This is a genomic window from Cellvibrio fontiphilus (genome assembly GCF_042646205.1).
GTDB classification, from domain to species: domain Bacteria; phylum Pseudomonadota; class Gammaproteobacteria; order Pseudomonadales; family Cellvibrionaceae; genus Cellvibrio; species Cellvibrio fontiphilus_A.
On record NZ_JBHRTF010000002.1, the window covers coordinates 872987 to 894009 of the forward strand.

Sequence of the window (21023 nt, forward strand, 5' to 3'; positions counted from 1 at the left end):
CTATAAACAAGCCGGTGCCTAGGCACAATCCTTGGGGCTGGCCTCCAGTCTGGCTAGTTGCTGTTCCAGTGCTTCTAATTTCTGGTGTGTGCGCAGGAGCACAGCTGCCTGGGCATCAAACTCCTCCCGGGTGACCAGATCCAAACGTGCCAGCGCCGCCTGCAGTGCAATATGCAGTTCGCGTTTGGGGAGTTCGGCGGTGGTTTTGGGCAGGTGTTGTTGGAGTTCTTCAAACAGGCTTTGTGCCAGATCTTTGAGCATAGGCTTCTCACTGTACGGCTGGGCGGTTTTGATGGTTGATGCTGCGCCTGAGTGTACCTTTTTCTACCGGTTCGCCCAAGGCTAAGCCCTGTTGGTGGCGCCTCCTTCCTTTTTCCCTGCATTCATTAACTCCATTTGGCGAGATATGTTCACTCTTGGTGCTTGTTATTTGTGCAGTTGTTCCAAGTTGGTGCGAGGTGTTTGAGCGAAGTGGATTTTTTCTTATACGGAATGCGAGAGATTGGCCTATCTATTTGTTTTTTATGGAAATAATGAAATTGGCCTGCTCTGTGCAAAATCCTTTGTGAGCAGTTGATGCGGGTGGAGTTCGCCAAACTGGCCAAACCGTTTTTGGTCAGGAGTAAGCGCCGCTTTGGCGCATGCAGCGGCAAGTCTGTATCTGGGCAGTATTTCCGGTGTTGCCCGCACCTGTTGGTGCGGGGATCTTTTTCAGGAGTGCAGTAAATGAAATTGGTAACAGCAATCATCAAGCCGTTCAAGCTGGATGTAGTGCGTGAAGCCCTCTCCGATATTGGTGTGCATGGCATGACAGTGACCGAAGTGAAAGGCTTCGGTCGTCAGAAAGGCCATTCTGAGCTCTATCGTGGTGCGGAATATGTGGTCGACTTTTTGCCCAAAACCAAGGTGGAAATCGCCGTTTCAGATGCGGAAACCGATGCAGTGGTTGAGGCAATCAGCAAAGCGGCTAACAGTTCCAAAATTGGCGACGGCAAAATCTTTGTATCCAGCTTGGAGCAGGTGGTGCGGATTCGCACCGGCGAAACCGGCGACCAAGCGTTGTAATTCACTTTTAATAAACGAAACGGGGAACAACCAATGGAAGAGAATATTTTTCATCTTCAATATGCGATGGACACCTTTTACTTTTTAGTATGCGGTGCACTCGTTATGTGGATGGCAGCAGGTTTTGCCATGTTGGAAGCGGGCTTGGTACGCGCCAAAAATACCACCGAAATTCTGACTAAAAACATTACCCTCTATGCAACCTCCTGCATTATGTATTTGGTATGCGGTTACGCCATCATGTACGGCGGCAGTATTTTCCTGACCGGTATTGGCGATGTGGATGCTGCCGAAACCTTGAAGAGCTTCGCTGAGCGCGAAGGCGGTTTCACCGGTGGGTCAATCTACTCAGGTGCTTCTGACTTCTTCTTCCAGGTGGTGTTTGTCGCTACCGCTATGTCAATCGTATCTGGTGCGGTTGCCGAGCGTATGAAGCTCTGGGCCTTCCTGTTGTTTGCTTTGGTAATGACTGGCTTCATCTACCCAATGGAAGGTTCATGGACCTGGGGTGCTGAAGGTATGTTTGGTTTGAACCTTGATGACCAGTTCGGTTTCAAAGATTTTGCTGGCTCAGGTATCGTGCATTTGGCGGGCGCTTCTGCTGCTTTGGCTGGTGTCCTGTTGCTGGGTGCACGTAAGGGTAAATACGGCCCTAACGGCGAGATCCATGCCATCACCGGTGCAAACCTGCCACTGGCAACTCTGGGTACATTCATCCTGTGGATGGGCTGGTTCGGTTTCAACGGTGGTTCAGTATTGAAGCTTGGCGACATCGGCAATGCCAACACCGTTGCTATGGTGTTCCTCAATACTAACGCTGCTGCTGCCGGTGGTTTGATTGGTGCCCTGTGTGTTGCCCGTCTGCTGTTTGGCAAGGCTGACTTGACCATGATTTTGAACGGTGCCTTGGCTGGTTTGGTTGCCATCACCGCAAGCCCGGATACTCCGAGCGCGTTGGTCGCCACTATTATCGGTGTGGTTGCAGGTGCTTTGGTGGTGTTCTCTATCCTCGGCTTGGACAAGCTGCGTATCGATGACCCGGTAGGTGCGATTTCTGTTCACGGTACTGCTGGTTTGTTCGGTCTGCTGGTAGTTCCATTCACTGCCGAAGGCACTACTTTCTTCGGTCAGTTGGTTGGTGCAGCCGTTATTTTTGCCTGGGTATTCGGTGCCAGTCTGGTAGTGTGGTACATCATCAAACTGGTTATGGGGATCCGCGTGTCTGAAGAAGACGAATTCGAGGGTGTGGACATCGCTGAATGCGGTATGGAAGCTTACCCCGAGTTTACTCGCACTAAATAATCGCTGTGGCGGCGACCAGTTATGCGCTGGTCGCCATTGCAATTTGTTCTGCTATAAAGTTGTTGTTGACCGGTAAAGCTTGGGTGTATCTTTAGCCTTAAGTTGCTGTGCAAGAGCCAGTTCTACTTCCGCTGTTCCGGCATCAGCATTCGCAAAACTCCAGCAAAGGATTTAATAATGAAATTGATTACAGCTGTCGTAAAACCTTTCAAACTCGACGACGTGCGCACAGCATTGTCCGATGTGGGAGTGCAGGGTATGACGGTCACCGAAGTAAAAGGTTTTGGTCGTCAAAAAGGCCATACTGAACTTTACCGCGGTGCCGAATACGTGGTGGACTTCCTGCCGAAAGTGAAAATTGAATTGGCCGTGGACGACTCCATGGTTGAGCAAGCGGTTGAGGCAATTACCAAAGCGGCACAAACCGGGAAAATCGGCGATGGTAAAATCTTTATCGCGCCTCTGGATGAGATTATTCGCATCCGCACCGGTGAAACAGGTTCAGACGCCGTTTAATGATCGATTGAATTTGCGTCAAACCAAAACGAAAAACGCCACTCAAATGTGGCGTTTTTTTATGGCTGATTTTGTTGGCAGCAGCCACTGGCCGGCGCCTAATCCCCAAGTTTACATTTGTGGATAAATCTTCTTCAGGCTGGCGCGCAACTGGCTGATGTAGCGCCGCTGTTGAATATAAAAATACGCCGGCAGGGCGATCAACATTAATATCCAGGCGCTGGCTTGGGGGGATATGCCAACCAGTGGGCGCAGTACCAGCACAAACAAAAAACATAAACCGGTCATTAGCAGGGCGCTGGTTAAGTTGGTGCGCCAGTTTTTTAATTTGTTTTCCGGGCTGAACACATCCTTATAGGCTGCCTCCAGTAGTCGACGCTGCTCGGTTTCGGGTAGCCCAGCCAGTTCAGGAAAATGTTTGCGCAAATGTTTCGGATTCATAAATCGTGTCTTCTCCAGGCAAAAACACTGAGTGGCTGGACGGTTTTTGCACGTCAATTGGGCGCCTTTCGTACAAAAATTTCGCGCCTGGTTGTTTTGTTGATTGGGATTTTTTTTCGCTTTTCGCGGGCGCTAGACTTGTATTGGGTTAATAACTAAAATCCGCCGCGTTCGCGGATGCTAAGACAAAAAAAGCCTAAAAATTCATCGCAAATTATCATGACGTTTAAATAAGTCTGCGCTATATATTAGCCGTGTTGCGAGTGAATGAGCGGGCTTAGCAAACAACTGCAACTACCAAGAATTCCATTGTACAAGTTTTCAGGTGACATTATGACTGATGAAGACCCCATTACCGACGAAGAATTAGAGGAAACTGGCGTAGACGGGGAAGAGGATGCCGATGACGTAGAAGAGGCGCTTGAAAGCGATGAAGTCAGCTATTCGGCTAAAACCAAAGTGGTTGAAACAGAAGCACTGGAAGATTTCAGCATAGCGTCACGGCAGAAAGCGCGCGATGAATTGGAAGCTCAAATTGCTGCATTCCTGGCGCGTGGCGGTAAGATTAATGAAGTTCCAGCGAATGTAACCGCTGATCCGCCTAAAAAACCCACCCCCGATTACGGCGGTCGCCCCATCTAAGACTTGCCAGTCCCGTATCAGCAAAACGGCCCCTGTTTGGGGCCGTTTTGTTTTGGGCTTCAGCTATGGCAGTCGCTCAGTTTTTAAGCGTGTGAATGCTGGATTTTTAGCGGGCCGATTGAGTAGAATGGCCTGTCTTTTGCGTAGGCTCCACACCCTTAAATCGTTGCAAGGTTTACTGTGATCCTGTGCTACCAGCACCATTCAAAGCAGCGCAAAAGAACGAACATTTTCGAGTAAACCTGGGGCGCTTGCCCGGCAACGAGGTATGTCCTGACACGTTCAGTGCGTTTGCCTGTGTTTGTAAGTTGCGTGTCCCCGGTTGCTCCTGGTTAGTTTATAGGCCTGTGCACTTGTGCATCGATGCGGCTTTTGTGAAATAACTCTTTTGTGAAATAACTAGAGGAGCACTGTCTAGGTGAATGATCCGCGCCCCCTGCTGATTCTTAATAATCTGTCTAAAACCTATGGCAGTAATCGGGTTCTTGATAACTTCGATCTTACGATTTTTGACGGTGAGTTTTTTACTCTGCTGGGCCCTTCCGGTTGCGGTAAAACGACTGTGCTGCGCATGATCGCAGGCCTTGAGGATACAGATACCGGCACTATTACATTGCAAGGCCAGGATATCGGCCCCGTGCCCGCTGAAAAACGTCCGATCAATACGGTGTTCCAAAGTTATGCGCTGTTTCCGCACATGACGGTGTTTGACAATGTCGCGTTCGGTTTGCGTATGGGCGGCGTTGCCAAAGAGGAAATCAAGCCGCGGGTAATGGAAGCGCTGGAAATGGTTCGCCTGGGTGAATTTGCCGAGCGCAAACCGGCGCAGCTTTCCGGCGGCCAACAGCAGCGTGTGGCGATTGCGCGCGCGGTGGTGAATCGCCCCAAATTGCTGCTGCTCGATGAATCACTCTCGGCGCTGGACTACAAGTTGCGCCAGCAAATGCAAATCGAACTTAAACGCTTGCAGCGTAAACTCGGTATTACCTTTGTGTACGTGACCCACGATCAGGAAGAGGCGCTGTCCATGTCGGATCGCGTAGTGGTGATGAACAAAGGCAAGGTGCAGCAGTTGGGCACACCGCGTGAAATTTACGAGCAGCCGGCCAACTTGTTTGTGGCCAAGTTTATTGGTGAGATCAACCAGCTTGATGGCGAGATAGTCGCAATCGACGGTAATCACGAATATGAAGTCAAGGTGGAAGGTTTGCAGTGGCGCTTGCATGCCGAGCACAACTTCAAAGTGGGCGACAAGGTTAATGTGCTTTTGCGCCCGGAAGATGTGCGTGTGGAATACATCGATGATCCGCACCCGGATCAATATCTGGTGGGCACAGTAGTAGAGCGCAACTACAAGGGCAAAACCCTGGATTCATTGATTCGTCTGCCCTCCGGTATGGAAGTCATCGCCAGTGAGTTTTTTGACGAGGACGACCCTTCCTTTGACTACAGCTTGAACCAGAAGGTCGCCATTAAGTGGGTGCCCGGCTGGGAGGTGGTGTTGCCCTATGAAGTCTAGTGTTGGCCAATTCCGTTTTTGGGCAATTGGCCTCGCCAGTGTCTGGCTGACGCTATTTGTCTTTTTTCCGAATTTGCTGGTGATTTTGACCAGTTTCCTGACCCGTGATCCGCAGGCTACTGTCAGCCTGCCGGTGAATGTCGATAGCTATGTGCGCACCCTGGACGTACTTTATTTGCAAGTCCTGTGGGATTCATTGCGCATGTCGCTGCTGGCAATGATCGCCTGTTTGCTGATTGGCTACCCCTTTGCCATGGCGATTGTTAGCCTGCCCAAACGCTGGCAGCCGGTGATCCTGTTCCTGGTGATTTTGCCTTTCTGGACTAACTCGCTGGTGCGCACCTATGCCATCCAGTTTATTTTGGGTAACCAGGGCATTATCAACAAATCGCTGCTGGCGCTGGGGTTGGTTGAAAAACCCCTGCAACTGCTTTACACCCAGTTCGCGGTCATTCTGGGCTTGGTTTATATCCTCCTGCCATTTATGGTCTTGCCGCTGTATTCCGCCTTGGAAAAGCTGGATGTGCGTTTACATCACGCAGCCAAAGACCTTGGCGCCGGCCCGCTCAGCCGCTTCTGGCATATCACCGTTCCGCTCACCTCACCCGGCATAGTGGCGGGTTGTTTGATGGTGCTCTTGCCGGCGATGGGTATGTTCTATATCTCCGACTTGCTTGGCGGTGCCAAAAACCTGCTGCTGGGTAACGTTATCAAAACCCAGTTCCTGCACACCCGCGATTGGCCCTTTGGCTCGGCGTTCAGTGTGATCCTGATTGTATTGCTCGGCTTTATGCTCTGGCTTTACTTCCGCGCGGCGCGTTTTGTAAATAAACAAGGAGGACTCAATGGCTCCGATTTTTAGATGGGGTTTCACCGGGTTAATCCTGTTTTTGATTTACATCCCCATTTTGGTGCTGGTGGTGAACTCCTTTAATGCATCCAAGTACGGCATTAAGTGGGGTGGCTTTACCTTTAAATGGTATGAGAAATTCTGGAATAACGATGGTCTGATGACCGCCGCCTTGAATTCCCTGACGGTATCGATTGTGGCGGCGACTGTAGCAACCGTTATTGGCACGCTTGCTGCTGTGGCATTGCATCGCTACCAGTTCAAGGGCAAGGCCTTACTTTCCTCCATGGTGTTTGTCAGCATGCTGACCCCGGAGATTGTCATGGCCATTTCGCTGTTGATTGTGTTTATGGCGCTGGGTATCAAACTGGGTTTTGTGTCGCTGGTGATTGGCCACATTACCTTTTGTTTACCCTTTGTGATCGTGGCGGTTTACTCGCGGCTTAAAGGTTTCGACATGAAAATGTTGGAAGCCGCACGCGATTTGGGGGCGAGTGAGAGCAGCATTTTCTGGAAGATTATCCTGCCTCTGGCATTGCCTGCAGTATCGGCAGGTTGGTTGCTCAGCTTTACCCTGTCGCTCGATGATGTAATCGTCAGTGCCTTTGTAACTGGCCCGGGTTATGAAATCCTGCCGCTCAAGGTTTACTCTATGGTGCGGGTAGGGGTATCGCCCGAGGTAAATGCTATATCGACAATTTTGCTGGTGATTTCGCTGGTTCTGGTTATTGTTTCCCAACTTCTCTTACGTGAGGATAAATGAGATGAAAAAATGGTTAGCCCTGGCCGCGGCCCTCGTCATTAGTGGATGCTCAGAAAAATCCGATACCCCGGTAAATACCGATACCACCGCCGCGCCCGCCGGCCCGCAAAAAGTAGTTATCTATAACTGGACTGAATACATTCCGGCAGACGTTTTAACCGCCTTTACCAAAGAGACGGGGATCGAGGTGGAATACGCCACTTACGAAAGTAATGAGGCGATGTACGCCAAGATCAAACTCATGGACGGCAAGGGTTACGATATCGCCGTGCCATCGACCTTCTACGTGGAGAAAATGCGCAAAGAGGGCCTGATCCAGCCCATCAAAAAAGACTTGTTGAGCAATTACGGCAACCTCGATGCCAATATGATGAACAAGCCTTATGACCCCAACAATGACTTCAGCGTGCCCTATTTGTGGGGTGCTACCTCGATTGCCATCAATGGCAACGATGTGGATGCCAGCCAGATCACCAAATGGGCTGACCTCTGGAAGCCTGAGTACGCGGGCAAGTTGATGATCATGGATGACGTGCGCGATAACTTCTACGTGGGCTTGCGTGTTGCCGGTTTTGCAAACAACAGCACCAACGAAGAGGAAATCAAAGCGGCTTATGAGAAATTAAAAGCACTGTGGCCAAGCATCAAAGTGATCAATTCTGACTCGCCAAAAACGCCGCTGATTCAGGGTAACGTGAGTATTGGCGCCATCTGGAATGGCGAGGCCTACATGGCCCAGCAAGAGATGGAAAACCTCCAATACATTTACCCCGAAGAGGGCGCGGTATTGTGGGTAGATAGCTTTGTGATCCCCAAAGGCGCCGCCAATGTGGAAAATGCCCATAAGTTCATCGACTTTATGCTGCGTGCTGAAAGCGCCAAGGCCGCCATTGAAGAGCTGGGTTATGCCGCACCTAATACTGCCGGTATCGCCCTGTTGGACGAAGCGCTGCGCACCAACAAAACCGTATTCCCCGCGTCTGAAGATATAGCCAAAGGCAGTTTCCACCAGGATCTGGGTGATGCGGTGCTGATTTACGAAAAATACTGGGAGCTGTTAAAAGCCGGCCAATAATTGCTCGCACTTATTGCCTGCCAAAAACGCCAGCCTTGTGCTGGCGTTTTTTATGCCCGTCAGTGTGGCTAGTGCCATGCTTGTGCCCGTGCCAAACCCGAGCGGTTTTCATAGTGGTATGATTGGCGCTACTTTTTGATTAAGTGATCGACTATGGCCAATTTCCCTTCGCGCGTGTTGCGCATCGCTACCCGTAAAAGTTTGCTTGCCCTCTGGCAGGCCGAATATGTCAAAGCCGAGCTGGAGCGTCATCATCCCGGATTGCAGGTTGAACTGGTGCCACTGACCAGTCGGGGTGACAAAATTCTCGACGTTCCTCTGGCCAAGGTGGGCGGCAAGGGGCTTTTTGTCAAAGAATTGGAAACCGCGCTCTTGGAAGGGGATGCCGACATAGCCGTGCATTCCATGAAAGATGTGCCCATGGAGTTCCCTGAAGGTTTGGGTCTTGCCGTGATCTGTCCACGCGAAGATGCACGGGATGCGTTTGTCTCCAATCGTTTCGATTCGCTGGCCGAGCTGCCCCAGGGCGCGGTGGTTGGCACCTCAAGTTTGCGGCGCCAGTGCCAATTACTGGCGGCGCGCCCTGACTTGCAAATCAAGTTCCTGCGCGGCAACGTCCAGACTCGCCTGCAGAAATTGGATGACGGTGAATATGACGCGATTATTCTCGCCGCCGCCGGTTTGATCCGCCTTGAACTCAAGGCGCGCATTCGCGCTTACATCGAGCCTGAGTTGAGTCTGCCGGCCGGCGGCCAGGGTGCGGTGGGTATTGAATGCCGGTTGGCGGATCAAGCGATCATCGAGCTGCTTGCTCCTCTGCATGATGTGACTACGGCGCAACAAGTTACCGCCGAGCGCGCTATGAACCGCCGCTTACAGGGCGGCTGTCAGGTGCCCATCGCCTGTTATGCCCTGCATCGCGGCGATGATTTATGGCTGCGCGGCTTGGTGGGCGCACCCGATGGCAGCCAGATGTTATTTGATGAAATTAGTGGCCCGGTGGTCGCGGCCGAACAAATGGGCATAGCGCTGGCAGATCGTTTGCTGGCTGCTGGCGCCGACAAAATCCTCGCCGCTGTTTACGCTGACGCTGAGTAATCTATGCTGAACAGTGCCGCGCCATGTATTGTGATTACTCGCCCCAGCGCCCAAGCTGGCGTCTGGGCAGCGCGACTGCATGCGTTGGGTTTTACCAGTCGCTGCCTGCCGTTATTGGAGTTGCGCGCGCTACAAGACGAGACGCAACAGCGGGCGATCAAAAACAAAATTCTGGATTTTGATTTGTACCAGAAAGTTATTTTTGTCAGCCAAAATGCAGTCGATTTTGGTATGAACTGGCTGGAAGATTACTGGCCACAATTGCCTATAGGCATAGAGTATTTTGCCGTAGGTGCAACTACCGCTAAAAAACTTGCCAGTTATGGCATCGCGGTGACTGATTTAGCGACCAGTGTTTCAGGTGGAATGACCAGCGAAGATTTGTTAGCGGCGCCCCAGTTGCAACAAGTGGATGGCGATAAAATTTTAATTTTTCGCGGTCTGGGTGGGCGCGGCCAACTCGCCGACACATTGCGCGCCCGTGGTGCCTGGGTGGAGTACTGCGAACTTTACGAACGTTTGATCCCCGCTGCTGCAGCGGCACAGTTACAACAATTACTGGCGGATATAAACGCAACTGACGCGCCCGCCGGCAATTTCATTCTCGCCCTGCACTCGGGCGAGAGCCTGCAAAATTTGTTGGCGCTGGCAGCCGCTCATCCAGCTCCGCCTGGTGCGCTGGAATTGTTACAACAGCAGCCGCTGCTGGTGCCGAGTAAACGCATTGCCGAGGCCGCCAGTGCGGCAGGTTTTATAACTGTTATCGCTGCACAAAATGCGACTGATCCGGCGATGACGGCAGCCTTGTTAGATTACGTTAACAGTGTTTAAAACAGCGCAGATCAGCGCGCTGCTCAAACCAGGTTTTATTTTTTAAATGCAAGATTGTTGATTTTATTTGCGCGAAACTTATTACAGGATTAATCCCGTGACCGACCCAGTAAACGAAACCTCCGCTCCAATCTCTTCCGCCAGTGCTGTGCCTGCCAGTGCGGCGCAGGTGCCCGTTAAAAAACACGGTGTGCATTTTGCGTTTCTATGGCTGTTTGTGCTGCTGATTGTTGCCGCCTTGTGTATCGGCGCCTGGCAGTTATTACAGCAAGCAAAAACCCAACAGCAATTGGTGGATAGTTTGCGGGTGCAACTGGAAGAGCAGGTTGCTGTATTTGAAAGCCGCCAGCAAGCGCTGGAAGATTCGCTGAATAAAGAATTTATTGAGCAGCAAGCGGCGGTGCAGGCAAACCTGAATGAACTGGCGGAGCAAGTGGACAGCAATAATGCGCGTGTGATGGCGCTCTCCAGCTCCAATCGCGATGATTGGAAATTGCAGGAGGCTCAGTATCTGTTGCGCTTGGCCGACCAGCGAATTTTATTGGAGCAGGACAGCCAAAATGCACTTGCGCTGGCGCTATCGGCAGATGATGTATTGCGCGATATAGATCAGGCCGATTTGGTCGGCGTGCGCAAATTGCTGGCCGAAGAAATTTCAGTATTAAAAGTAGCGGGCATTATTGATCGCGAAGGTATTTATTTGCGTTTGTCGGCGCTTGCCAACCAAATTGAAGCTATTCCTTTTATTGCCCCGCTGGGCGACCAGAACGCTATTTTTGCGGACGAAGAAGTGCCCGCCGATGAAACCTTCAAGCAGCGTCTCACCCGCGGTTTTTATAGTTTGCTGAATAAATTGGGCTCCTATGTGCGCGTGCGCGATCACGGCAAAACGATTAACGCGGTATTGCCACCGGCGGAGCAAAAATATCTGCAGCAAAATTTGCGGTTGATGTTGGAGCAAGCCCAGGTTGCTTTGTTGCGCAATGAAGCGGGCATTTATCAGGAAAGTTTGGTGAAAGCGCAGAATTGGATTAACCAATATTTTGCGCTCAATGAAAAAGCCTCGGCGGTATTACAAGAACTGAAGGCTTTGGAAACGGAAGTGATTGCGCCGGAGCTGACTAACTTTAGTAACTCGGCGGCTGCGCTCAGCGAATATATTGCCAAGCGTGAAAAAATGGCTGCTGCACGCCGCGGGGTGCGCTAATGAGATTGCGTCTGTTAAAAGCCATTGCATTTATTCTGCTGGCGAGTGCGTTATTGTTTTTGCTGTGGCGCGGCGATGGTTATCTGCTTATCGCCTATGGCACCAAAACGATAGAGATGACACTGTGGGTGGCTGCACTCGCACTGGTTGTGCTCTACCTGGCATTTTGGTTTGCGCGCAAGGTGTTAATTGGCAGTGCCGAAATGGTGCGCCGTTTCCGTGAAATATTTTTATTTGGCAGCGTCGAGCGCGCGCAAAAACGTGCAGCTACCGGTATGGTGGATTACCTCACTGGTGATTGGCTGGAAGCGCGTAAAAAATTATTGCGCACCCTCGATAAAGTGGAATATCCGCTGGCTAATTACATAGCGGCAGCGCGCAGCAGTTTTGAAATGGGCGATGAAGCGGAAGCCGATAATATTTTGGATAAAGCACTCAGCCTTGCGCACAGCGAATTACCGGTAGCGCTGACCCGTGCGCGTTTGCACGTGCAAGCGGAGCGCTACGAAGAGGCGATTAATATCCTCAAGCCTATCGACATCAAAATGCCACGTCAGGCAGCGGTATTGGATTTGATGCATCACATTTATATCGCCCAGAAAAACTGGCGCGCGCTGGAGGATTTATTCCCCGCAATGCGCAAAGCCAAAGTTTTATCCAATACCGAGTTTGATGCCTTGGAGCAAATGCTGGCCTGCGAAAAAATGAAAACCTTGAGCGAGCAGGTTAAATCTTTATTGGTTGCCGAGCGTTTGCCGGCGCTGCAAAATTTGTGGCGTTCCTATTCGCGCAGCTTGCAAAAAAATCCGGCCGTTGTTGCTGCCTATGCCGAAGCGCTGGCAACTCACTACCAGGATCAGGAGGCCGAAGTATTAGTGCGCAAAGCACTCAATAACGATTGGTATGCGCCTTTGGTTAACCTCTATGGGCGGTTGCAGGTAAAAGAAATCCATAGCCAAATTCGCACGCTGGAATCCTGGTTAAAAGAGCATGGGCAGGATGCGAATGTGCTTTTGAGTTTGGGGCGGGTGATGTTGCGCAACCAGCAGTGGGAATTGGCGCGCGATTATTTTCAGCGCAGCATGAACCTGCAAGCTAGTGTGGAAACCACCATGGAAATGGCGCGCCTGATGGAAAAAATGGGCGACCATAAAAAAAGTTCGGATTTGTATCAGCAGGGTTTATTGCTCGCCGAACAGAAAAAATAAACTGGCTGTTCACTCATCCGCTTAGTTGGAGTTAAGCCTTGCATCGCGCGCGCTGGTTATTGATTGCTATTGCCGGCTGTTTATTTATCGGCGCGCTCGCGTTGCAGTGTTTGCCCCTGCCCAGATCCCTCTCCCAATCTCCCTACGCCAGTATGTTACTGGCGCGCGACGGTCGCTTGCTGGGCGCAACAATTGCCAGCGATCAACAGTGGCGTTTTGCGCCGGTTGAACAACTGCCGGAAAAATATCGTCACGCCCTGCTGCTATTTGAGGATCGCCATTTTTATCGCCACCCCGGCATTAACCCACTAGCGCTTGCGCGCGCACTGCAGGGAAATTTTCGCGCCGATAAAATCACCAGCGGTGGCAGCACCCTCAGCATGCAACTGGCGCGTCTACTGCGCCAGGCTGATTACCAAATGCAGGATCAGCCCTTACCTGCACGCAACCTGCGCAGTAAATTAATTGAAGCAATTATTGCTGTGCAATTGGAATGGCATTTCAGTAAAGATGAATTATTAATTCACTACGCCAGTCATGCGCCTTTTGGCGGCAATATTGTTGGCTTGCGCGCAGCGGCCTGGCGCTATTTCGGGCGCGCGCCCGAGCAACTTTCCTGGGCGGAGTCGGCACTCCTGGCGGTATTGCCCAACAGCCCGGCGCTCATTCATCCGGGGCGCCAGCGGGAAAAGTTATTGCAAAAACGCAATCGCCTGTTAACGCGCTTGCACCAGCAGCAACACTTTTCGGCGTTGGATTTACAGCTCGCACTGCTTGAGCCGTTGCCCGAGCGTCCTGCAGCATTGCCGCAGGATGCACCGCATTTGCTCGCCACCCTGAAAAAAAATAACCCGCAGCTGGCGGTGCTGCAATCGAGCATCGATGTAAATTTACAGCGCTTGCTCAACCAGATTGCCAGCCGTCACTCGCCGCGTTTAGCAAATGAAGGTGCGCACAACATTGCGCTGTTATTGCTTGATCATCAAACCATGGAAACCCTGGCCTATGTCGGCAATCGGCCGTGGAATAGCAACACCGGGTTTGCACCTGAATTGGATTTAATCCAGCGCCCGCGCTCCACTGGCAGCATTTTAAAACCGCTGCTTTATGGTTTGATGCTGGATGCCGGAGACTTATCGCCGCGCAGTTTAATTCCCGATATTCCCAGCCAGTTTGGTGGCTACAGCCCGCGCAATTATGATCGCCAATTTCGCGGCGCTGTGCCGGCGCAATTTGCGCTGGCGCACTCGTTAAATATTCCGGCGGTTTATATGCTGCGCGATTACGGCATAGCGCGCTTGCAAAAAAATTTACAGGCGATGGGCATGAGCAGTTTATTTCGCCCCGCCGATGATTATGGGCTCACCTTAATTTTGGGTGGCGCTGAAGGCACACTCTATGAACTCACGGCGATTTACGCGCGCCTCGCCGCCAGCGCGCGCGACGGCAGCTTGCCGCAACCCGCCGTAAAATTATTAATCGATGATTCCAAAACCAGCAGGTCGCCCGGCATTAAACCTGTGATCACACAAGCTGCCGCCTGGCTTACCCTGCAAGCGCTGATCGATGTGGCGCGCCCGGGCAACGACAATTACTGGCGCGATTTTTCCGGCAGCCAAACCATCGCCTGGAAAACCGGCACCAGTTACGGCCTGCGCGATGCCTGGGCGATTGGCAGCAACGGCCGCTATACATTGGGCGTGTGGGTAGGCAATGCCAGCGGCGCACCGGCCACATTTTTAAGCGGTCAAACCAGCGCCGCGCCCATTTTGTTTGATGTATTTGATGCGCTGCCCAAAACCAATTGGTTTGCCAAACCGGTACACCAACTCAATACCATTTCGGTCTGCGCCAGCGATGGTTATCTCGCCGCTGGCCAGTGCGATGCGCTGGACATAGAAGTGCCGCGCGCCAGCCACTTTGCCAAAATAACCCAATACCACCGCCGCATTCATTTGGATGCCAAGGGTGAATTTCGTGTGCACAGCGGCTGCGAAGCGGTGAGTAAAATGCAAACTAAAAATTGGTTTGTATTGCCGCCCGCGCAAGAATTTTATTGGCGTCAGCATCACAGCGATTATTTACCCCTGCCGCCCTGGCGCAGCGATTGTTTGGCCAACCTCAGCCAAATGGATGAAGATCAACCCATAGAACTGCTTTACCCGCAGCAACACAGCCGTATTTACATCCCCATGGATTTGGATGGCAAACGCAGCCGCGTGGTATTAAAAGCAGTGCACCGCGATCCGGCAGCAAAATTACTGTGGCATTTGGACGATGAATTTATCGGCGCAACACAATTATTCCACGAGCGCGAAGTGGCGCTGGAACCGGGCCTGCATCAATTGGTGATAGTGGACGAACGCGGTTATCGCCTGCAGCGCCGCTTCAGGGTGATCGGCAAGAGTGAAAACTAAGCCGGCGGCGAGATCATCTGCGCGCCGGATGCCCACGTATAAAACCCCATGCTGATAAAAAACCGTTGATCATCCTGGGGTGGGCTATGAGTCATTATTTAATTGTGGGCGGCACACGCGGAATAGGGCGTGCGCTGGCCATGCATTTGTTGGCCAAAGGACATGGCGTGAGCATTTGGGCGCGACAGCCCGCGGAGGTGGCCGGTGTTAATGCGACGCTGAATAATCCGGCAGAGCAAATGCCCGATATCAGCGCGTTGCCCGAGGTATTGGATGGCCTGGTCTATTGCCCCGGCACTATCAACCTGAAACCTTTTGCGCGTTTAAGTGCAGAGGATTTCCTGCAGGATTTTAATATCAACCTGCTCGGCGCGGTGCGCAGTTTGCAAGCGGTCACTCCGCTGTTAAAAAAATCGCCCCACGCCAGTGTGGTGTTGTTCAGCACCATTGCCGCTTCTATGGGCATGCCTTTTCACGCCAGCATCGCGGCGAGCAAAGGTGCACTGGAGGGCTTGGTAAAAAGCCTGGCGGCGGAGTGGGCGCCCGCCATTCGTGTAAATGCTATTGCGCCCTCACTCACCAAAACATCGCTCGCCGAAAAATTAATTAACTCGCCAGAAAAACTGGAAGCCGCGGCCAAACGCCATCCATTACAACAACTGGGTGAAGCGGAAGATATTGCGGCTATGGCTGCATTTTTATTATCGCCCCAAGCGCGCTGGATGACGGGGCAAATTATTGCGATGGATGGCGGTATGTCGGCCATCAAAGGTTGATCAATACAAGAGGCGGCCATGCACATTAAAGTGGAAGAATTGGAACAGATGGAGCAGCGCAAACGCGCGCAGCTGATTAATTCATTGGGCGGTTTTAAAAGTGTGGTGATGCTCGGCACGCAAAATGTGCAAGGCCAAACCAACCTTGCCATTTTCAGTTCGTTTTTTCATTTGGGGGCAAACCCCGCACTCTGTGGTGTAATTGTGCGCCCCGATAACGGTGAGCGTCACAGCCTGAACAATATTATGGCCACTGAGTTATACACCATTAACCATGTTCACCAGGCTATTTACCAACAGGCGCACCAAACCTCGGCGTCTTATCCGGCGCTGCAATCGGAATTTGCAGCCACCGGATTAACCGAGCAATGGCTGGGCAATTTTTTTGCGCCCTTTGTGCAGGAGAGTCGGGTAAAAATGGCGGTGCAACTTGTGCAGCGCGTAGACCTGGATATTAACGGCACCATTTTATTGATTGGCAAAATTCTTGAAATTCACTTGCCCGACAACATTATTAGCCACGACGGTTTTATCGATTTGGAAGCCGCCGGCTCACTCACGCTCTCCGGTTTGGATAGTTATCACCGCACGCAAAAAATCGCGCGTTTATCCTATGCCAAACCGGATCTGCCAGTAAAAATACTCGATTAAATTTCACTGGCAACTCTTCGATCATCACCCTCCGCAGTCATCATCAGCGACAGCTAACCCCAAAAACTGTTGCCTTACCACTTTTTAACAATCGCTATACTGAATAGCTCCTATAATGCCGGCCTTTCACCCGCACTGGAGTCAGCTGTGCACCAAGCCCCCGAATTAATTTCACTCGATAACAAACGCGCGTTTTGGCATGGCGTAATTTTATTGTCACTGCCCGTTGCGGCGCAGATGCTATTGCAATCGCTGCTCGGCATGGCCGATGTGATTATGGTGGGCCACCTGGGTTCCAGTGCTATAGCCGCGGTAGGGCTTGCGGCAAAAATTCAATTTTTATTATTGGTGCTCATGAGCGGCCTCGCCACCGGTTGCAGTATTTTGGTGGCGCAGTATTTAGGCGCAAAAGATTTTTCCAGTTGCCAGCGCAGCCTCGCCGTCACACTGATTGTTGGCTCACTCGTCATGTTGCCCTTTGTGCTCGCTTTTGGTTTCGGCTCGCGCAGTTTGGTGAGCTGGATCAACCCTGACCCGCAAGTGGTGGAACTGGCCGCGCAATATCTTATGATCACTGCGCCCGCATTATTATTTACCCAGTGGATAGTTATTTACGAAGCCTCGCTGCGCGCGCTGGGCAATACCACTATGCCTTTGGTTGCGGGTGTATTTGCCGCGCTGCTCAACATCGCCGGCAACTACGCACTCATTGGCGGCAACTGGGGTTTTCCGGCGCTGGGAGTTGCCGGTGCAGCCTGGGCCACACTGGTTGCGCGCGCCTTGCAATTGGCTATTGTAGTGGGTTGGATCTACGCCAAAAAACATGGCTTTGCATTAAGCATTTCCCAATTAAAAATGGGTTTGGATAAAACCCAAATTAATCGCTATCTCGCTTTTTCTTTGCCACTGGTTGCCAATTACGCGATCTGGGCCGTAGGCAATTCCACCTATCATTTAGTGACTGGTTATGCCGGCACTTCGGCGCTGGCAGTAATGGGGGTAATAGTGCCCATTGAAAGCGCCTTTTTTGCATTGTTTGTCGGCCTCGCCAATGCTTCTGCCGTGTTGATTGGCCGTGAACTTGGCGCCGGCAACAATGACACGGCCTGGCAACTGCACAAATTTTTTGATCGCATCACCTATGTGTTATTAATTATTTTTTGTAGCGCCCTGTGGTTTTCCCGCCCGCTGTTATTAACTATTTTCGATCAACTGGATGCAGAATCCACCGAGCTGTTATTAAATACTCTGGGAGTCTTTTGTGTGCTTGTATGGGTAAAAATTATTAACATGATGCGCATCATCGGCGTATTGCGCGCTGGCGGCGACAATCGTTTTACCTTGATAACAGATACTATTGTGATGTGGGCATTTGGCTTGCCAATTTATATCGCGGCGGTATTTCTTACCAAGCTATCGTTCATCTACCTCTATGCCCTGATGTTTCTGGAGGACGGTTTGAAATTTATTCCCGTCATCAAACGCATAGTGAGCCGCCGCTGGATGAATAATTTAACCAAGGCATAAACCATAATTGAACAGCGCGTGTATTAATCTACAAGGAACACATGATAGAAATTCTAATTGACGATTTGGGCAGTGCCGCCGTTGCGGAATTATTAACTGAACATCTGCACGACATGTATGCCGCCTCGCCACCAGAGAGTGTACATGCGTTGGACTTAACCAAACTGCGCCAACCGGAAATCAGTTTTTGGTGTGTGTGGGAGGGAGCAGAATTAATGGGCTGTGGCGCCCTGAAAGAATTAACACCACAGCACGCCGAGATCAAATCCATGCGCTCCGCTAATCGCTTTCGCGGCCGCGGTGTGGGCAAGGCAATGTTGCAGCATATTTTACAGGTGGCTCATCAGCGCAATTACACACACTTGAGTTTGGAAACCGGCCCACAGGATTTTTTTACCCCGGCGCGCAAACTTTATGAAAGTTTTGGCTTTGAATATTGCGGGCCGTTTGCCGACTATAAAGAAGACCCATACAGTGTATTTATGACCAAGGTGCTTGTAATGCCGAAATGATGTTTTAAAGTTTATTCGGTAACTTTTCTGGTGTACAAAATAGTTTCTTTAAAGAGTACGCTTCGGTTTATATAGCATAAAAGGCTCGTAGCTAAAATCATCAGCCCTGTAAGTGCAATAAGCCTCGTACTTGTTTCGCCGGAAGAAATAAAAACATTAAGGTCAGTTCTGATAGCGAAAAAAGCCAGAATTATCGCGGAAGCATAGCTTAATCCAAACCGTAAGTTTGAAAGACTGTTACTGAAGTTGCCCGTTTCCATAATATTACTTTTGCAAAAAGGGCACAGAAAGCCCACCTTATACCCTTTCTTAAAACCGTCCACCGCATCAGTAGTTTTGAACTTATTGTTACAAACAGCACATTGATATTTTTCAGTCATGTATATTTTCCTTAATCCAGACTACTGTAATTTCTAGATTCGCTATCACCCAGTGATTAATAATATTTAAAAAACAAAGTGCAGTGTAAGCAAAAGAGGGTTGCACCTACGGCCTGCATCCGAAAAATGATGACGATTTTAAACGCCATGGTGCGGGATAACTGCGAGTGGCAAGCTAACTAAATTTGCGTTTCAGGTATTGATTTTCTACCACAGTCGCTTGTTAACTTAAGTTATCTGGATATAAGAATTCAGATTTTCGCAGTCTTTTAATGCCATTTCTTTGGATGAATAGTAACCAAGATTAATTTCTTTGGTGCCTTCATATACTTTAATGATAAAGGAATTTTCATAGTGATTAGTTGTGTCGTTTATATCATGAGTTTCCGAAACAGCAATTGATGTTATTTTGCTTATAGAACCGCTTGACCAGTAATGCAATTTATATTGGTTTTTATTTCTGTTGAAGATTACTGGTTCGGCAAGAATTAGGGATATACAAAGACCAACAACAAGCAGAAGCAAAATAATTATTGTCGCAATTAGTTCTTTAAATAGTACTATGAAAATAAGCGGAAATGAAAATACAAACAAAACCATACATATTCCTGAAAGCTCGCGCCTTGGCCAGAAATAGAGTTTTTCATTTTTTACCTTAATTCTACTCATATTTTTTTCTAGAGCAATTTAACGCCCTGTTCACCGAGCAAATTATTGATGGCGGCTTTTATGCGTGTTTTTGCACAAAAGGTGACAGCGGAAATTTGTCCGGTGCAGCCGTTTGTTATATTTTTATTCTCTGACAGTGCGAGACACCCTTGAATAAACAAGATCTCTTAAAGCGGTTTTGTTTCTGCCGTGGTGAAGTTCTCGATGACAGTTTGGACATACCGCAATAGCATTTTGTACTGTATCGCTGCCGCCGTCTGCTAAACGGCGCAAGTGATGAACCTCTAGGTAAGGCGTACCATCAGGTTTAGTAAATGGGCTGGGTTTTGTACAGGCCTCACAACACCCCTTGGCTTCTTTTAGTACATAAGCAACTACGCGAACGTCCCTTGCAAAAAATTCGCTGGAAGATGAAACACGCTCAGGTTTTTTCTGTCCAACCGGAGGGCTCTGCGTCGGAGTAACTTTAGATAGTCCCTGTTCCATTTCCTCAGGGGAATAAGCAAGTATAGGACTTAATTCCTCTTTAGATTTAACCGACAACTCCCAAATGCCGCGACCGCTTTGTTGTGGCTTTTTGATAACACCGCTATCTACTAAATCTTTCTTAGCCCAGCGAACCTCTTTCTCAAAAAAGCTTTCGTTTGTGTTCGTTTTCTTTGCAAGATCGATAGTATTCAATCCAAAATGATCAGACAAAGCTTTATATACTTGAGATGGAGACAATGGGGCTTCTCGTTCTAAAAGATTGAATAAAGCTTTTTTTATTTCATTCCTATCTGGAATCACCGAATGTTCTCTCTGAAAATTGTCCAGCACCGCAGGTGCGATGCTGGAACGACTTGTTATGTGCTTTTTGCTTCTAATGGTTCATACCAAATACCATATTTATCTCCTTGCCAAATGACAAGATAAAATAGGTATGCCGTTGAAAGCATGCATAAACCACCGGCTAAAGCCGCCTGATTTAGCAGGCCTAGAGCACAAAATAAAAACCCACTAATATGAGCTAAAACCTCTACTCTTTTAGCAGAAGCCCTGGTGGGACGAAAATTTAGAAAGTTAAAAAAGAACCAACATTTGAGCAAAAAAGGCAGGCTTTGCCAGTTTTCAGTATTTTTGTCTATCATAAATATCTCCTGGTTTAAGGTTGAAACATCAACTTCAAGCACAGACGCAAGACATTTAAGAGACTCTAAGCTAGGTTTTTGACCACTTTCTATTCTCTGAATGGTTCTAACATTTAAACCAGACATTAAAGCTAATTGCTCTTGTGAAAGATGGCGGCTAATACGTAACTGTTTAAGAATCATTTAAATACTCCAACGTAAGTGAACCATGAGTATTCACAAATTCCTACGATGTCGGGTACGAATTTCACCCGACAGTTGCCCGACAATGCTACTTTTCGATAACGCCTTGCCCGTCGACACAAAACGAGCGTAGCCGTATGTGTCAGGTGCAGCAAATTGTATGATTGATTTCACCAGTTTTCTTATCATTCTTAACGCGATAAGGTGGAGCCCATACCTGCAGCAACAGGTATTCAGCAAGGTAGCCCGGTGCAGCGCCGG

At 49.8% G+C, this 21023-nt stretch carries 23 protein-coding genes; 17 read left to right on the top strand and 6 right to left on the bottom strand.

The genetic code is table 11. From position 1 onward, the window contains the following. Window positions 1-18: 18 nt before the first annotated feature. Window positions 19-261, bottom strand: a complete 243-nt coding sequence (locus ACFODX_RS05585) for an accessory factor UbiK family protein (RefSeq protein ID WP_378116894.1) — start codon at window positions 259-261, stop codon at window positions 19-21. A 465-nt stretch (window positions 262-726) separates the two neighbouring features. On the opposite strand from ACFODX_RS05585, the gene ACFODX_RS05590 reads away from it, so the two are divergent. The 3 genes from ACFODX_RS05590 to ACFODX_RS05600 all read left to right on the top strand — a co-directional run bounded on the left by ACFODX_RS05590 (window position 727) and on the right by ACFODX_RS05600 (window position 2883). Further along, window positions 727-1065, top strand: a complete 339-nt coding sequence (locus tag ACFODX_RS05590) for a P-II family nitrogen regulator (RefSeq protein ID WP_007639550.1) — start codon at window positions 727-729, stop codon at window positions 1063-1065. 33 nt (window positions 1066-1098) lie between these two features. Beyond that, window positions 1099-2367, top strand: coding sequence for an ammonium transporter (locus ACFODX_RS05595; RefSeq protein WP_378116897.1), 1269 nt, complete (start codon window positions 1099-1101; stop codon window positions 2365-2367). A 177-nt stretch (window positions 2368-2544) separates the two neighbouring features. After that, complete coding sequence (locus tag ACFODX_RS05600; protein WP_007639554.1) at window positions 2545-2883, top strand: P-II family nitrogen regulator; 339 nt, start codon at window positions 2545-2547, stop codon at window positions 2881-2883. Window positions 2884-2994: 111 nt separating this feature from the next. Here the strand turns inward: ACFODX_RS05600 and ACFODX_RS05605 are convergent, their stop codons facing one another. Further along, on the bottom strand, window positions 2995-3324 hold the full coding sequence (locus ACFODX_RS05605; protein ID WP_378116900.1) for a hypothetical protein: 330 nt from the start codon (window positions 3322-3324) through the stop codon (window positions 2995-2997). A gap of 333 nt (window positions 3325-3657) precedes the next feature. Between ACFODX_RS05605 and ACFODX_RS05610 the strand changes: the two genes are divergently transcribed. The 14 genes from ACFODX_RS05610 (at window position 3658) to ACFODX_RS05675 (ending at window position 18400) form a co-directional block, all read left to right on the top strand. Beyond that, window positions 3658-3966, top strand: coding sequence for a hypothetical protein (locus ACFODX_RS05610; protein ID WP_378116902.1), 309 nt, complete (start codon window positions 3658-3660; stop codon window positions 3964-3966). 418 nt (window positions 3967-4384) lie between these two features. Then, the gene (gene potA, locus ACFODX_RS05615; protein ID WP_378116904.1) at window positions 4385-5485 is read left to right on the top strand and encodes a spermidine/putrescine ABC transporter ATP-binding protein PotA; all 1101 of its coding nucleotides are present in this window, start codon (window positions 4385-4387) and stop codon (window positions 5483-5485) included. Beyond that, window positions 5475-6347, top strand: coding sequence for a spermidine/putrescine ABC transporter permease PotB (gene potB / locus ACFODX_RS05620; RefSeq protein ID WP_378116906.1), 873 nt, complete (start codon window positions 5475-5477; stop codon window positions 6345-6347). Before potA ends, potB begins: the two co-directional genes overlap by 11 nt. Then, window positions 6331-7098, top strand: coding sequence for a spermidine/putrescine ABC transporter permease PotC (potC, locus tag ACFODX_RS05625; RefSeq protein WP_324257527.1), 768 nt, complete (start codon window positions 6331-6333; stop codon window positions 7096-7098). The genes potB and potC overlap by 17 nt, the downstream gene beginning before the upstream one ends. 1 nt (window position 7099) lies before the next feature. After that, entirely contained in the window at window positions 7100-8173 is a 1074-nt protein-coding gene (locus ACFODX_RS05630; RefSeq protein ID WP_378116909.1) for an extracellular solute-binding protein, read from the top strand. Window positions 8174-8326: 153 nt separating this feature from the next. Next, window positions 8327-9271 (top strand): hydroxymethylbilane synthase, encoded by a 945-nt coding sequence (hemC, locus tag ACFODX_RS05635; RefSeq protein WP_378116911.1) that lies wholly within the window; start codon window positions 8327-8329, stop codon window positions 9269-9271. Window positions 9272-9274: 3 nt separating this feature from the next. Further along, entirely contained in the window at window positions 9275-10102 is an 828-nt protein-coding gene (locus ACFODX_RS05640; protein WP_378116913.1) for a uroporphyrinogen-III synthase, read from the top strand. A gap of 97 nt (window positions 10103-10199) precedes the next feature. Then, window positions 10200-11309 carry a uroporphyrinogen-III C-methyltransferase gene (locus ACFODX_RS05645; RefSeq protein ID WP_378116915.1) on the top strand — a complete coding sequence of 370 codons (1110 nt, stop codon included), beginning with the start codon at window positions 10200-10202 and terminating at the stop codon, window positions 11307-11309. Then, window positions 11309-12517, top strand: a complete 1209-nt coding sequence (locus tag ACFODX_RS05650; protein WP_378116917.1) for a heme biosynthesis protein HemY — start codon at window positions 11309-11311, stop codon at window positions 12515-12517. Before ACFODX_RS05645 ends, ACFODX_RS05650 begins: the two co-directional genes overlap by 1 nt. A 38-nt stretch (window positions 12518-12555) precedes the next feature. Then, window positions 12556-14934, top strand: a complete 2379-nt coding sequence (gene pbpC / locus ACFODX_RS05655) for a penicillin-binding protein 1C (protein ID WP_378116919.1) — start codon at window positions 12556-12558, stop codon at window positions 14932-14934. An 86-nt stretch (window positions 14935-15020) separates the two neighbouring features. Continuing rightward, window positions 15021-15710, top strand: a complete 690-nt coding sequence (locus tag ACFODX_RS05660) for an SDR family NAD(P)-dependent oxidoreductase (protein ID WP_378116921.1) — start codon at window positions 15021-15023, stop codon at window positions 15708-15710. Between the two features lie 18 nt (window positions 15711-15728). Next, window positions 15729-16361, top strand: a complete 633-nt coding sequence (locus ACFODX_RS05665; protein ID WP_378116923.1) for a flavin reductase family protein — start codon at window positions 15729-15731, stop codon at window positions 16359-16361. A 147-nt stretch (window positions 16362-16508) separates the two neighbouring features. After that, a complete protein-coding gene (locus ACFODX_RS05670; protein WP_378116925.1) occupies window positions 16509-17888 on the top strand; it encodes an MATE family efflux transporter in 1380 nt (459 codons plus the stop codon). A 41-nt stretch (window positions 17889-17929) separates the two neighbouring features. Next, window positions 17930-18400 carry a GNAT family N-acetyltransferase gene (locus ACFODX_RS05675; protein WP_378116927.1) on the top strand — a complete coding sequence of 157 codons (471 nt, stop codon included), beginning with the start codon at window positions 17930-17932 and terminating at the stop codon, window positions 18398-18400. A gap of 11 nt (window positions 18401-18411) precedes the next feature. Here ACFODX_RS05675 and ACFODX_RS05680 read toward each other — a convergent pair whose 3' ends face one another. The 4 genes from ACFODX_RS05680 to ACFODX_RS05695 form a co-directional block, all read right to left on the bottom strand. Then, window positions 18412-18780: a hypothetical protein gene (locus ACFODX_RS05680; RefSeq protein ID WP_378116929.1), complete on the bottom strand. Its 369-nt coding sequence runs from the start codon at window positions 18778-18780 to the stop codon at window positions 18412-18414. Between the two features lie 228 nt (window positions 18781-19008). Then, the gene (locus ACFODX_RS05685) at window positions 19009-19449 is read right to left on the bottom strand and encodes a hypothetical protein (protein WP_378116931.1); all 441 of its coding nucleotides are present in this window, start codon (window positions 19447-19449) and stop codon (window positions 19009-19011) included. Between the two features lie 123 nt (window positions 19450-19572). Next, on the bottom strand, window positions 19573-20268 hold the full coding sequence (locus ACFODX_RS05690) for an HNH endonuclease (RefSeq protein WP_378116932.1): 696 nt from the start codon (window positions 20266-20268) through the stop codon (window positions 19573-19575). A gap of 26 nt (window positions 20269-20294) precedes the next feature. Beyond that, a complete protein-coding gene (locus ACFODX_RS05695; RefSeq protein ID WP_378116934.1) occupies window positions 20295-20762 on the bottom strand; it encodes a helix-turn-helix domain-containing protein in 468 nt (155 codons plus the stop codon). Between the last annotated feature and the right edge of the window lie 261 nt (window positions 20763-21023).